The following is a 13,261-nucleotide window of genomic DNA, read 5'->3' as shown; positions in this document are numbered from 1 at the left end:
CTTTTTTAAGATTGTAGCCGTTTTTTTTGATTAATTTTTAAAAAAACATCTATTTTTTAGAAAAATAGACCTTTCTTTAATTTAAGAACGGATATTAAGATTTTTTCAATTTATTTTAATAGGTATAATTTTTTTAGGATTAATAATAGGATTAAATCGTAGCAAGAAATGACAGCACTTGTGGGAACTTCTCGATACCGCGCATAAGGGAATGAATGTAAGATGGTGAAGCCGATCAATTTTTTCCTGTTATTTTCCTTTAGTAATTGTATTCGTATTTATTGGGAGAAAATCTTAAATCGGAAAAATTGGTGTTATTACTTAAAAATTGTCATCAAAAAACCATAAAGTGACCAATTACAACTTTTATGGGCTGGTTACTATGAGTCGTCAACCCTTCCGACTAGGAAAGTCGAGAATGACTTCGTAAAATATTTCGATTGGATTTTAATGATTCCTTATCTGAAGAAGATCGCCGACGTAATGAAGATTTAACAGTTAAGTTAATTCACTCTTATATACACCGTTAGTAAGCGATATGATTGTGCAAGGCAAAGATGAAGAATGGGTCCAATTATTTTTAACACACGTTTTAACACATTTAACACACCAAGGAACCCTCCGAATCTATTCAGGTTTGGGTGCTAGCAAGACTATGAAACTCATTACAACAGCTTAAAAGAAATAACTTATAAGAAGTTTGGGCTTTGGCGCTTTTAAAAATTAAAAATATGACACTATTTTATTCAGTTGCTTCAAATGCTTCAAAAAAACAGATCAAGAGGGGGTCATTTTATTTCTCCCGGAGATTACACGATTAAAGAGAAATCGGATATCCCTTGTCGCTATAGTGGAGAAATCTACACGATTAGGGAAGGGAGAGCGCGCGTATCGATATATCGATGCTGAAACATATAAGCTTTTGTTAGAAATGATTAAACCTCTGGATATCCCACAGCTCACCCAGAGCTAGAGCTACGGAATTTACGATTAAGTGCTAAAGAGCACCGCCATCAATTAGAATTAATTATTTCCGATGTGATGAATTTATATTATTGCCCGGTTACGGACCCGCTCGATTTCTTCATGAAGAATTAGATGCTGTAATTCACTCATTGCATCGGCAATCAAAGGATTGATGAAGAGGATTTGATTGAAATCAAGTGCCGAATGGAATCGGGGTGGGCCGGATTATTGTAAGTAGAGAGTTTCTTTTAGCGATCTAAAACGAACGGCTGAGAAAATGGCCAACTACTATGAACAAGACTCGGCCATTCGGAACACGTCCGAGGGATTTTAGGGCAATTGCCGAGGGAAAATTAGCCTTCCCCTCACAGAGGTTTCTTAAACGACCGTTTCGAGTGAGGTAAGAGGCAAAAAAACCCACTGTGATTCAACCGCTCAATCACTACCTTCCAGAGCAGGCTTAGGGGTGATTCCGGGACTGCCGGTTTACGTGAGCCAAGAGAGAAGAAGAAATGCCATTGAATTTCTGTCACTCATTGCTCTCTTGGGTTGGGAGTGGAGGGTTTTATTCTTTCCTTAACTGGAATAATTTGCCTCCTTGGGTGTCGTGCTGTGTTTGTCGGGCTGGAATGTCATTATAAAAATCACGAATCAGGTTTGCGATAGGCTTGCGAAAGTGGCACTGAGCACTTCGTAGATTCAAGTCCCTCCTCTCCCCCCGAGAGGGATCTCGTCTCCTTTCTCATACGGACCCTTAGTCCAATTGCTATTCTATTATCTCTGGGGGTCAGGTAGAATGTGCTATTAGTCTAACTTTAGTCTAACTAAGGAGCCTGTAAATGTACGATCCCAGTCTCACGGTAGAAGCCTTCGATCCTGAACTTGCTCAAGCAGTTCGGGGCGAAGAGGAACGGCAGGAAGAACATATCGAGTTAATTGCTTCAGAAAATTACGTGAGTCCTCGGGTGTTAGAGCTTCAGGGATCTGTACTAACGAATAAATATGCGGAAGGCTATCCTCATAAACGTTATTATGGGGGCTGTGAATTCGTTGATATTGCTGAGCAATTGGCTATTGATCGGGCAAAAACCCTATTCAAGGCCGATTACGCCAATGTTCAACCTCATTCCGGTTCGCAAGCTAACGCAGAAGCGTACATGGCGCTCATGAATCCCGGGGATAACTTGTTGGCTATGGATCTATCACATGGAGGACATTTAACACATGGTACACCAGTGAGTTTCTCGGGCAGATTTTATAAAGCGGTTCACTATGGACTAAATTTAGAAGGCGATATTGATTACGATAAAGTAGCACAGTTAGCTGAGATGCACCGGCCAAAAGTGGTTTTGGCAGGATTTTCGGCTTTTTCTGGGATAGTAGATTGGCAACGCTTCCGTGAAATCGCTGATAATATTAATGCTTATTTTATGACTGATATTGCGCACGTGGCGGGCTTGGTGGCAGCCGGAGTTTATCCTTCTCCCGTTAACATTGCAGACGTGACGACAACCACCACTCACAAAACGCTGCGAGGGCCTCGTTCCGGACTGATTTTAGCTAAGGCAAATCCCGAAGTGGAAAAGCGCTTAAATTCGGCGGTTTTTCCGGGCTCACAAGGCGGTCCTTTGATGCATGTGATCGCTGCAAAGGCTCTAGCGTTTAAGGAAGCCATGCAGCCGGAATTTAAATCTTACGCACAACAAATTTTAAAAAATGCTCAAGTGATGGCGGCCATAATGATGGAGCGCAATTATGCTATTGTTTCAAGTGGCACACAAAACCACATGTTTCTCGTGAGCTTATTAGATAAAGAAATGTCGGGGAAGGACGCAGAGCTGGCACTGGGTCAGGCCAATATTACTGTTAATAAAAACACAGTACCTGGAGAAATTTGTTCACCCTTTGTTACAAGCGGTCTTCGAATTGGAACGCCAGCCGTTACTACGCGGGGTTTTAAAGAAAAAGAAGTTTCACAACTGAGCCATTGGATTTGCGATATTTTAGATGATCTAACTAATAAAAATGTAATTGCTAATATCAGAGAAAAAGTAAGAAAATTAACTCAGCAGTTTCCCGTATATAGTCAAGAAACGGTGCTCCACTAATGTATTGTCCTTTTTGTAACGCAGAAGATATCAAGGTAATTGATTCGCGATTAGTAGAGAAGAAGGCGCCTAAGTGCGTCGCTGCCGTGAGTGTTTAAAATGCCAAGAACGGTTTATTACTACTTTTGAAATGCCTGAATTAAACCTACCACGAATTATTAAACGGGACGGCTGAACGCAGTACATTTGATGAAGAAAAGCTCCATGGGGGATTGTTGAAAGCGTTAGAAAAACACCCTATTAGTACAGGGCAAATTGAAGCTGCTGTTCAACGTATCATTCATAAATTGCGAGCGAGCGGAGAATGTGAAGTGAGTTCTCAGTGGATGGGTGAGTTGGTAATGGAAGAATTGCAGGCTTTAGATAAAGTTGCTTATGTGCCATTTCCTTCCGTCTATCGCAGCTTTCAAAACATCAATGCATTTCCCGATGAAATTCGTCATTTGCAGAGAAAGCAGAAAAAATCTAATGAAAAATAATAAACGCCACAACGCGCGGCGCTATGGCCTACAAGCCCTCTATCAATGGGCTTTTTGGGAAACTCCAACGGATGCTTTAGTTAATCAATTTTCTGAAGAAAATGATATTTCTGATGCAGATCTTCTTTATTTTAAAGATTTGGTAACGGGAACCATCCAACATGTTGCTCTTATTGAGGAATTGATGGTGACGCATTTAGATCGCGATATTAGCGCTTTAAATCCTGTAGAACTCGCAGTATTACGTTTGGCCACGTACGAGTTGCTTCATCGAAGAGATGTGCCGTATAAGGTAATCATTGACGAAGCACTGGAATTAGTGAAAGAATTCGGTGCCCAGGAAGGCTATAAGTATGTAAATGCGGTTTTGGATGTATTAAGCAATCAGATAAGAAAAGGGGTATAAAATGCCAAGAGGTCGCGGACCACATGGTCCCAAAAAATTTCGAAAGCGAAATCGGAATAAAAAATAATAGCGGCTGTCAACAGTTCTTAGCGTATTTTGCTTGGTCTTTAACTCCCAGTGTGTAGAATTTTTTAACCGTAAAATACAGCTATCGCACTGTCTGCAAGCTTCGCCTTTTTCGTTCGCGTGATAGCAAGTTACTGTTAATTGGTAATCCAGGTCCAAGATTAAGCCTTGTTGAATAGATTGGGCTTTATCCAAATGAATAAACGGCGTATTAATTTGTATGGAATTTCCCTCGACACCTTGCTTAGTAGCCAGGTCTCCTAGACGCTGAAAAGTAGTAATGTACTCAAGGCGGTAATCCGGGTAGCCAGAATAATCGACAGCACTAATGCCAATAAAAATATCAGAATAAAAATATCAGAAGCTTTTAAAACTTTCACTCAGCCCAGCGTGATTAAAAGAAAATGGTATTTCGAGTAGGAACATAAGTAATCGGAATATTCCCATCACCTTGATAAATTAGGTACGGAAGTGGAGCCCGCCTATTGAGCCCAAATCGAGAGAGATATTTTATGTTCTTTAATTGAAAAATGATGAGCGAGTCTTTTCGCGGCGAGTTCGGCTTGATGGCGCTGCCCATAATTGAATGTGAGACCATAACAATCGAATCCTCTTTGTGTGTGGCAATAGCAAGACAGGTTGGCGAAGTTCTATACCTCCGGAAATTAGTACAACAGCACTTTTTTCATAGCTGTAACTTAAGTGCTTTCTGTTGGGTATGCAACTAGTTTTAATCCTATTGGAACTATGGTTAGGTTCTACGATAATAGTGGTTCCTTTTGGGAATAAAGGCTCCATTGTGCAGCCTTTAATAACTAAGCTTATAAGCCAGCTTACTGACATTGTCATCGGTAGAAATATAAGTATTGACTAAGAAATATCTGGCGATGGGTTTTATTGTAGCCAATTTCGGGTTAGTGTTTTGGCCAGTAGATAATCGATGAATAATCGATTGTGCTATGCTGGTTCGTCGAGCTAATTCACTAGCATTTAATTTTGGCTAACGACATCAATGTTTTAAGATTCAAATTAAGGGAAGCTATCTTTGTGTCCCTATTTTCCCTTGGCTAAGCAAGAAATTATTACTTCATAAAGGATATCAATTCTTAATTGAGATTCCAACTGTATCTTATTCATTTAATCATTCTTTAATCTTAATTTAATTTCCTTGCCCTTTTGGCAGAAAAAATATCCTTAAGAAATATAAAAGATTTTTTAAAAAGAGAATGATATTATCAGCGAATGGCATTATCCGAATTTTCAATTATTGATACCTATTTTCGACAAAGTAAATCAAAACGCGTTATAACAGGTATTGGTGATGATGCCGCCGTAATAGAAATACTCCCCAATACACAAATAGTAACTTCAATAGATACTCTGGTAAAAGATATTCATTTTTCAGTAAATATTTTACCTCGCGATTTAGGTTATAAAGCATTAGCGGTTAATCTTAGTGATTTGGCGGCAATGGGGGCAACACCAGATACCGCATTATTGGCATTGACCCTAGAAAAAGCTAATAAAAAGTGGCTCGAAGATTTTTCGGAAGGATTTTTTCTTTAGCAGAACAATACGGAGTTTCTTTGATAGGAGGTGACGTAACGACAGGACCACTTTGCATATCCATAGTGGTTAACGGCATGGTCCCGAAGGGAAAGGCTATTTATAGAAGCGGCGCCAAAGCCGGCGATTTAATTTATGTGACAGGAACGATAGGAGATGCTGGTTTGGCATTAGATTTATTAAATCAAAAACACAAAAAAATTGATCCCTTTTTATTAAAACGATTACATTGCCCTTCCCCGCGTATTAAAGCAGGCTTGGCTTTGCGTGGAATTGCGAGTGCGGCAATTGATATTTCAGATGGATTGGTGGCCGACCTCGAGAAAATTATCCGAGCCAGTGGAGTGGGCGCTAAAATTCATACCGATCAGCTTCCTTTATCTAAAAATTTAAAACAATATTGTTCATTAAAAAAAGCCTGGAATTATGCTTTGACATCAGGGGATGATTATGAGCTTTGTTTTACGGTGCCCCATAAAAAAAGCTCTCAATTAGAAAAACTTTTTAAAAATTTGGATTGTGAATACCGATGTATTGGTGAGATTATAGAAGGGAGAACTTTTTCAGTAGTAGATGATCAAAAGCAAAAATTAAAGATAGTAAAAAAAGGTTATGAGCATTTTTAAGAAAAAAATAATGTTCCTCAAAGCATGTGGACGAACCCTATTGAATTTATTGCTTGTGGATTTTGTGTGGGTGCAATACCCTGGATGCCAGGTACGTTTGGCACAATGTTGGGTGTGGTTTTTTATCTTTTTTTGAGCCGATTTTCTTTGCTTACTTATAGCATTATTGCACTCGTTCTTTTTATTTTTGGAGTAATTATTTGTGATATTACGAATCGTCACTTTGACACTTTCGATCATCCAGCTGCTGTATGGGATGAAGTAGTCGGATTTTTATTTGTCATGATTGCTATCCCGAAAATTTGGTATTTCATTGTAATCGGTTTTATTTTATTCCGCATATTCGATATTTGGAAACCGTGGCCTATTAGTTGGCTTGAAAAAAATATTCGAGGCGGCTTGGGTGTCATGATTGACGATATAATGGCTGCTTTATACACATGGATAATTTTAATTATTATTGTCAATGTCTTCAATATTTACCAATGGTCGAGTAGTATTCGAAAGTAATCGTTAAAAGGGGGTTAAATCGATGAGTTTATGAGGGAGCGTAAAATTCATTGAGACCAGTTTATTTTCTTTCTTCGCTATTTTTTTCTTGCAACTCCTTTGAGGGTGGTCTCGAAGTTCCCTCTCTTAACCTCTGGGTATTTATCTGTCGAAGCTTTTAGTGCTATTTATGGTGTAGATTTTAAGCAGGAGGTTAATTTTGTGGTTAACTTTCCTCCCGGTTCGTCCATACAAATTTTTAATTCCTACACACAACAATTCGGTTATGGAATAGGTGCTCAAGTGGAAGTTCAGTAGTATCATTTTGATAAGCGGTATTACAATCGGGGTTGGAGGCAAGCAGGTAACGAAACAGCTAACAAGGAAACAATAATGCTTTCGCACAAGTATCGACAGCTTTTGGTTTTGTGCCTCAAAATAATTTCCGAATTAGGCATAATAGGAATAACGTAGATTTTACCCGTGCTTTTGCTGCCGATTTAACGCCTCACACTCATATTTATAGAAAAATTAGTGTTTCTTATGCTGAATTGTGGCAAAAATTTATTCTAAATCAATCTGATGCTGTAACTTTACTGATTCCAATTTTACAACAAAAAATAAGAAAATCCTTGTAGGGCTATGTGGCTGACTTAGGAATTGCTTAAGATTTTCGACGTTGCGTTAGTCTCTTTGCGGAATGTGATTACTTATGACTATGGGGGAAAAAATTTGCCCACATTAAACGCTATTAGTCCTTCTCCCGTGTTTGTTTCTGAAACTTATACCCAAATAGATGTTTATACGATTCGCGTGGGTTTGGCTGTTGGTTTCGCCCTTTAATTTTTGGACTGAGTCGTTATGCCGATAAAAGGAGTCAGGTTTATGAAGATACGACAACACGTAAAATGCTTGGCACTTATTTGTCTTGGCGAGCAATTTTTTCGCGAATAACGCGTTGACAGGTGGATCTGAAGTTCCATTTTTCTTGCCGTGGACAGTTTATATTGGTGGATTTGGTGGTATTTGTGTGGGAAGTTTTGATTACCAAGGAATCTATGTAAATGCCACTAGCATCCCAGCATTTGTTGAAACTTATAGCCAGTAATTTTCATCAGAGAGGACATGTCGGCGCGCAGTATCATTTTGTATCCCTTATTATGTTGGTTGGGCAATTCGCGGAAAACTAACTTCAGCAATGATATATTGAGCGGAATGGGACTCGCGGGACTCCCCTCGTTAATACCACGTTGCGTATAAAATACAATTTTGACCTCGCTGCAATTTTCGTAATAAATTTTACGCCTATCCACCCATATTTACACCAAAATAGGTGGTTCTTATGCCCGATTAAAGCAAGAATTGGCCTCTTTCATAGTGTTCCCACCCGCGACGACAACTTCTTTCAACAAAACTTCCGTTATAGTCTTTGGGGAATTGTTCTCGGTTTATGGCTTATTCGTGATGTTGGGCAATGGATAAGTTTTTTGCGGAATATGACTTCTACGATTATGGCAATCGTCGATTCAATACGCTCATTAACGTTATCGCTTTTCCGATGCCGCCCTTACAAAAGGTTTATATCCAACATGGAGATAATATTCAAGACTATCCCATCCAGAGCCAAGTGTGGACGTGAAATTTTATCTTTAGGCGACGACCCCGCGTATCAAACCACGCAAAGGCGCGGAAGACTTAGATAATAAAGCATTAGATTAATTATTTCCGTTCTTTTAAGGGAATTACATCCCGTTCTTTTTCACCGATATACAATTGGCGAGGACGAGCGAGTGGTTGATCCGAACTCATCATTTCCATCCAGTGAGAAATCCAACCAACGGTCCTCGATAAAGCAAAAATCACTGTAAACATATTAGAAGGAATTCCAATAGCATTTAGGGTAAGACCCGAATAAAAATCCACGTTGGGATAAAGTTTCTTTTTAATAAAATAGTCATCTTCTAACGCAATTTTTTCGAGTTTTCTTGCTAATTTAAATAGTGTCTCGTCTTGTTTATTTACCATACTCAAAACTTCATGGCAGGTTTGCTGCATTACTTTTGCTCGCGGATCATAGTTTTTATAAACACGATGGCCAAAACCCATTAAACGGAAAGGATCATCTTTATCTTTTGCTTTTTTAAGGTACTTATTAATATTCTTTTCATGGCCTATTTCTTGGAGCATATTAAGGCAAGCTTCATTGGCCCCACCATGTACCGGTCCCCACAGAGTACTAATTCCCGCCGAAATACATGCAAATGGATTGGCGCCCGTAGAACCCGCCACGCGGACCGTAGTAGTGGAAGCATTTTGTTCATGGTCAGCGTGCAATGTAAAAATCCGATCTATTGCACGAACTAATACGGGATCCGGGAGCTTTTCTTCATAAGGCGTCCCAAACATCATATGAAGAAAATTTTCGGCGTAGGACATATCCTGATGGGGATGTATAAACGATTGGTCTATTGAATATTTATAACTCATTGCGGCAAGAGTGGGCATTTTTGCTATCAGACGAATAGCCGATAATTCTCGATGCTCGGGATTTTTAATATCGAGAGCATCGTGATAAAACGCCGATAACGCCCCCACTATAGAAAGTACCATAGCCATTGGGTGAGCATTACGTTGAAAGCCATCAAAGAAATGAGTTACTTGTTCATAAACACTAATGTGGTTTTTAACAAAGTGAACGAATTTTTCTTTTTGGTTTTTATTGGGTAACTCGCCATACAGAAGTAAACAACAAACTTCCATGTAGTCACAGGATTCGGCTAGTTGATCGATGGGGTAACCTCGATACAATAAAACACCTTGTTCACCATCGATAAAAGTAATTTTAGATTCACAAGCGGCGGTTGAATAAAAACCTACGTCTAAAGTATAAATACCAGCTTTACTGAGAGTTTTTATATTTATAGCGTCTTTACCTAAAACGGGAGATTGAATCGGAAATTCAACAGATTGATTACCAAAAGAGAGTTTTGCTGTAGACGTGGTCATGGATGCTCCTCATAGCAGATAACGAACGATATAGTTAATTCTAAATTTGTTTTCAAAGATTGACCAATTTTAAGAAAAATTTTTTGGAATTGATACTCAAGAAGCTACTTCTTCCTTCAGCCACATCAAATCTCGGTTTGTGTTCTTTTAATAATGTCGTTATAATCAGTAAGCCAAGTAGCGCAAGCAAAATAGCGCTATCCCTTTGATTAAAAACAGATTTCTAAAATGGAGTGATGGGATGTGTACCGAACGGCCAGTTAATCTTGATCTGACTAAATTTCATTTTCCACCGATGGCCCTTGTATCGATTTGCCATCGAATTTCTGGCTTTATTCTCTTTTTATGTATGCCTTTAATGTTTTATCTCCTGCATCAAGCTACGCTATCGGAAGCTTCATTTTGGGATTTGCAACAATTGCTCATTCATAATCATTGGCTAAAAGTTGCCGTATGGATCACGTTTTCTGCCACTTTGTTTCATTTATTTGCTGGCATACGCCACTTGGTAATGGATCTTGGTTTCGGGGAATCTGTCCGTGAAGGGCGCATCACAGCCTATATGGTTTTCGTGATTTCATTTATCGCTATATTAGCAGGAGTGTGGATATGGTAGACCAGAGAAGCCGGCGCGGTTATTGCGACTGGTTCGTGCAGCGCATCACCGCTTTGTTGAGCGGTATTTATGCCGTTTTTCTCATCATTTTTCTGCTTATACACCACCCCATTTCTTATGCGCAATGGCATTCCTTATTTACACATTTGGCCATGAAAATTTTTACCTTACTAGTGATTTTTAGTGTGCTATGGCATGCATGGATCGGCATGTGGACGATTTTCACCGATTATGTAAAAAATAAGCCAACCCGATTAGCATTAGAGACAATTGTCTGCTTGCTATTAGTTGCTTATTTTATATGGGCCATTGAATTTTTGTGGATAGTGCGGTGAGGTAGGTATGAATTCCATCCAAGTTAAAAAATATGACGCCTTGATTGTAGGCGCAGGTGGTGCGGGATTGCGCACTGCATTAGAAATGGCGCAGTCGCGAGAATATAAAGTGGCTGTTGTTTCAAAAGTTTTTCCCACTCGATCTCACACTGTTTCTGCGCAAGGAGGTATTGCAGCGGCTTTGGGAAATGTAGTTCCCGATAAACCGATATGGCATATGTACGATACCGTAAAAGGTTCTGATTATTTGGGTGATCAGGATGCCATCCAATACATGTGTGAACAAGCGCCTCCTTCCGTATACGAATTAGAGCATTATGGTCTTCCTTTTTCTCGCTTAGACGATGGTCGTATTTATCAGCGTGCTTTCGGTGGACACACCCGTGATTTTGGAAAAGAAATGGCATGTCGTACCTGCGCTTGCGCGGATCGAACGGGTCATACGATGTTGCATACGCTCTATCAAAAAAATGTCGAAGCCGAAACTCATTTTTATAACGAGTGGTATGGAATTGACTTGGTCCGTGGGATCAAGGGCGGGATTGTAGGTCTAATTGCTCTGAATATGGCAACGGGTGATTTGGTCTTTTTTAAATCGCGAGCGACCATTTTTGCAACCGGCGGTGCAGGTCGTATTTATGAAACCACTAGTAACGCTTATACAAATACTGGAGACGGAATTGGAATGGCTCTTCGAGCCGGCTTGCCTGTTCAGGATATGGAATTTTGGCAATTCCATCCTACGGGTATTTACGGAGTGGGGTGTTTGATTACTGAAGGGGCCCGTGGTGAAGGTGGATATCTTATTAATAAAGATGGTGAGCGGTTCATGGAACGTTATTCACCCCATTTAAAAGACCTTGATTGTCGGGATGTTGTTTCGCGTTCTATTTTACAAGAAGTTATGGCGGGGAATGGTGTAGGTCCAAAGAAGGATCACGTTTTATTGAAATTGGACCATTTAGGGGAAAAAGTATTGCGAGAGCATTTACCCGGTATTATTGAGCTTTCGAAAAAATTTGCTAACGTCAACATCATTAAAGAACCCGTTCCGATTTTACCCACGTGTCATTATATGATGGGTGGTATCCCTACTACCATTCATGGACAAGCCCTAACCGTGGATGAGAGCGGTAATGACCAAGTGGTTGAAGGTATGTTTGCTGCCGGTGAGTGTGCTTGTGTATCTGTCCATGGAGCTAATCGGTTGGGAACGAATTCCCTATTAGATTTGGTCGTTTTCGGCCGAGCAATCGGTTTGTATTTGCAAGAAGCATTAAAGATGGAATTAAAGCATCGTGCTGAAAATCCCGATGATATTGATAGCGCTTTAGCTCGTCTCAAACGTTGGGAAAAATCAGATAATACGGAAAATCCAGTGACAATTCGTCAAGAAATGACGAAAGCTATGTCAAAAGATTTTGGTGTTTTCCGAGATGAGAAACAAATGGACCAAGGACTAAAGCGTTTAGAAAAATTACAAGAACGATTACAGCGAGCAAAATTGACGGATACTAGTCGGAGATTTAATAATGCACGGGTGGAAGCACTAGAACTTGACAATTTAATTGAAGTGGCTTGCGCAACGGCCGTTTGTGCCAAGCAACGTACAGAAAGCCGAGGAGCTCATTCCCGTTACGATTGTAAAGAGCGTGATGACGTCAATTGGCTAAAACATACGGTTTATTTTCAAGATGGGCGCATTGATTACCGTCCTGTTAATATGAAACCTAAGAAAATGGAACCATTTTTACCCAAAGCGAGAGATTAAGGTATGAATAAAAAATCTCGAGTGATGACGTTTTCTATAATGCGTTTCAATCCCGAAACGAATAAAAAGCCTTATATGCAGGATTATCAGCTGGATGTTTCCACGATACCCGGGAAAATGTTGCTCAATGCTTTGGAAGCAATTCGTGAAAATCACCCAGATATCGGCTTGCGTCGTTCGTGTGGGGAGGGAGTATGTGGATCGGATGGAATGAATATTAATGGTAAAAATGGCTTGTCTTGTGTAACGCAATTGAAAACCTTGCCGGATCGAGTAGTGGTTCGGCCTTTGCCGGGTTTTCCTATTATTCGTGATTTAATTGTCGATATGGAGCAGTTCTATGCTCAGTACAAAAAAGTAAAACCTTACCTTCTCAACAATCAAGAGACCCCACAAAAGGAGCGGTTGCAATCCCCTGCCGATCGCGCCAAATTAGACGGGCTCTACGAATGTATTTTGTGCGCTTGCTGTTCGTCTTCTTGCCCTTCTTATTGGTGGAATCCTGATAAATTTATTGGACCCGCGGGATTGTTATGGTCTTATCGATTTATTGCCGATAATCGGGATACTGAGAAAAAAGAACGCTTAGATGCAATGAAAGATCCTTACAGTGTTTTTCGTTGTCGAACCATTATGGATTGTGTAACTGTGTGTCCGAAGAATCTTAATCCAGCGAAAGCAATTCGAAAAATTCGTACGGAGATGCTGTGTGAAACAGAAAGTGGTGAGTAAGTTAAAATCGCCTCTAACCTCTCGAATCTAACCTCTCGAAAGAACGTAAGAAAGTCGAATAGTGGCTTAGGAGAAAATAAAAAATTATGCAAAAA

The 13,261-nt window shown here is 39.8% G+C and carries 16 protein-coding genes and 2 pseudogenes; 14 read left to right on the top strand and 4 right to left on the bottom strand.

Annotated elements, in window-relative coordinates:
* Positions 1–850: 850 nt before the first annotated feature.
* The 4 genes and pseudogenes from MRH55_RS06750 (at position 851) to nusB (ending at position 3,959) form a co-directional block, all read left to right on the top strand.
* The gene (locus MRH55_RS06750; RefSeq protein ID WP_304985074.1) at positions 851–973 is read left to right on the top strand and encodes a hypothetical protein; all 123 of its coding nucleotides are present in this window, start codon (positions 851–853) and stop codon (positions 971–973) included.
* An 832-nt stretch (positions 974–1,805) separates the two neighbouring features.
* Positions 1,806–3,074 (top strand): serine hydroxymethyltransferase, encoded by a 1,269-nt coding sequence (glyA, locus tag MRH55_RS06745; RefSeq protein ID WP_304985416.1) that lies wholly within the window; start codon positions 1,806–1,808, stop codon positions 3,072–3,074.
* Positions 3,074–3,553 (top strand): annotated as a pseudogene (nrdR, locus tag MRH55_RS06740) (transcriptional regulator NrdR). The gene glyA and the pseudogene nrdR overlap by 1 nt, the downstream one beginning before the upstream one ends.
* On the top strand, positions 3,543–3,959 hold the full coding sequence (gene nusB / locus MRH55_RS06735) for a transcription antitermination factor NusB (RefSeq protein WP_304985415.1): 417 nt from the start codon (positions 3,543–3,545) through the stop codon (positions 3,957–3,959). The pseudogene nrdR and the gene nusB overlap by 11 nt, the downstream one beginning before the upstream one ends.
* Here the strand turns inward: nusB and MRH55_RS06730 are convergent.
* From MRH55_RS06730 to MRH55_RS06720, 3 genes and pseudogenes are all read right to left on the bottom strand, one after another.
* Entirely contained in the window at positions 3,930–4,355 is a 426-nt protein-coding gene (locus MRH55_RS06730; protein WP_304986165.1) for a 7-cyano-7-deazaguanine synthase, read from the bottom strand. The genes nusB and MRH55_RS06730 overlap by 30 nt on opposite strands.
* Positions 4,356–4,507: 152 nt before the next feature.
* A complete protein-coding gene (locus MRH55_RS06725) occupies positions 4,508–4,663 on the bottom strand; it encodes a 7-cyano-7-deazaguanine synthase (RefSeq protein ID WP_304986164.1) in 156 nt (51 codons plus the stop codon).
* A 115-nt stretch (positions 4,664–4,778) separates the two neighbouring features.
* Positions 4,779–5,035: pseudogene (locus MRH55_RS06720) on the bottom strand (helix-turn-helix domain-containing protein); the annotation flags it as partial.
* A 232-nt stretch (positions 5,036–5,267) separates the two neighbouring features.
* Here MRH55_RS06720 and MRH55_RS06715 point away from each other — a divergent pair.
* The 6 genes from MRH55_RS06715 (at position 5,268) to MRH55_RS06690 (ending at position 8,345) form a co-directional block, all read left to right on the top strand.
* Positions 5,268–5,591 (top strand): thiamine-phosphate kinase, encoded by a 324-nt coding sequence (locus tag MRH55_RS06715; protein ID WP_304985414.1) that lies wholly within the window; start codon positions 5,268–5,270, stop codon positions 5,589–5,591.
* 20 nt (positions 5,592–5,611) lie between these two features.
* Positions 5,612–6,217, top strand: a complete 606-nt coding sequence (gene thiL, locus MRH55_RS06710) for a thiamine-phosphate kinase (protein ID WP_304985413.1) — start codon at positions 5,612–5,614, stop codon at positions 6,215–6,217.
* 24 nt (positions 6,218–6,241) lie between these two features.
* A complete protein-coding gene (locus tag MRH55_RS06705) occupies positions 6,242–6,727 on the top strand; it encodes a phosphatidylglycerophosphatase A family protein (RefSeq protein WP_304985412.1) in 486 nt (161 codons plus the stop codon).
* A 639-nt stretch (positions 6,728–7,366) separates the two neighbouring features.
* Entirely contained in the window at positions 7,367–7,549 is a 183-nt protein-coding gene (locus MRH55_RS06700; RefSeq protein WP_304985411.1) for a hypothetical protein, read from the top strand.
* A gap of 85 nt (positions 7,550–7,634) precedes the next feature.
* A complete protein-coding gene (locus MRH55_RS06695) occupies positions 7,635–7,814 on the top strand; it encodes a hypothetical protein (RefSeq protein WP_304985410.1) in 180 nt (59 codons plus the stop codon).
* Between the two features lie 366 nt (positions 7,815–8,180).
* Positions 8,181–8,345 (top strand): hypothetical protein, encoded by a 165-nt coding sequence (locus tag MRH55_RS06690; RefSeq protein ID WP_304985409.1) that lies wholly within the window; start codon positions 8,181–8,183, stop codon positions 8,343–8,345.
* Between the two features lie 80 nt (positions 8,346–8,425).
* Here MRH55_RS06690 and gltA read toward each other — a convergent pair whose 3' ends face one another.
* A complete protein-coding gene (gene gltA / locus MRH55_RS06685) occupies positions 8,426–9,712 on the bottom strand; it encodes a citrate synthase (RefSeq protein ID WP_304985408.1) in 1,287 nt (428 codons plus the stop codon).
* A gap of 241 nt (positions 9,713–9,953) precedes the next feature.
* Here gltA and sdhC point away from each other — a divergent pair, with 241 nt between their 5' ends.
* The 4 genes from sdhC to MRH55_RS06665 are packed head-to-tail and all read left to right on the top strand — an operon-like array spanning position 9,954 to position 13,166.
* On the top strand, positions 9,954–10,328 hold the full coding sequence (gene sdhC / locus MRH55_RS06680) for a succinate dehydrogenase, cytochrome b556 subunit (protein ID WP_369421147.1): 375 nt from the start codon (positions 9,954–9,956) through the stop codon (positions 10,326–10,328).
* Positions 10,316–10,663: a succinate dehydrogenase, hydrophobic membrane anchor protein gene (gene sdhD, locus MRH55_RS06675; RefSeq protein WP_304985406.1), complete on the top strand. Its 348-nt coding sequence runs from the start codon at positions 10,316–10,318 to the stop codon at positions 10,661–10,663. The genes sdhC and sdhD overlap by 13 nt, the downstream gene beginning before the upstream one ends.
* A gap of 7 nt (positions 10,664–10,670) precedes the next feature.
* Positions 10,671–12,434: a succinate dehydrogenase flavoprotein subunit gene (gene sdhA / locus MRH55_RS06670; protein WP_304985404.1), complete on the top strand. Its 1,764-nt coding sequence runs from the start codon at positions 10,671–10,673 to the stop codon at positions 12,432–12,434.
* 3 nt (positions 12,435–12,437) lie between these two features.
* Positions 12,438–13,166, top strand: coding sequence for a succinate dehydrogenase iron-sulfur subunit (locus MRH55_RS06665; RefSeq protein WP_304985403.1), 729 nt, complete (start codon positions 12,438–12,440; stop codon positions 13,164–13,166).
* The last annotated feature ends 95 nt before the right edge of the window (positions 13,167–13,261 follow it).

The sequence above is a fragment of the Coxiella-like endosymbiont genome, assembly GCF_030643785.1.
Lineage (GTDB): Bacteria > Pseudomonadota > Gammaproteobacteria > Coxiellales > Coxiellaceae > Coxiella.
The sequence above is the reverse complement of the archived record's forward strand: the minus strand, read 5'-3'. Positions and strand labels throughout refer to the sequence as shown.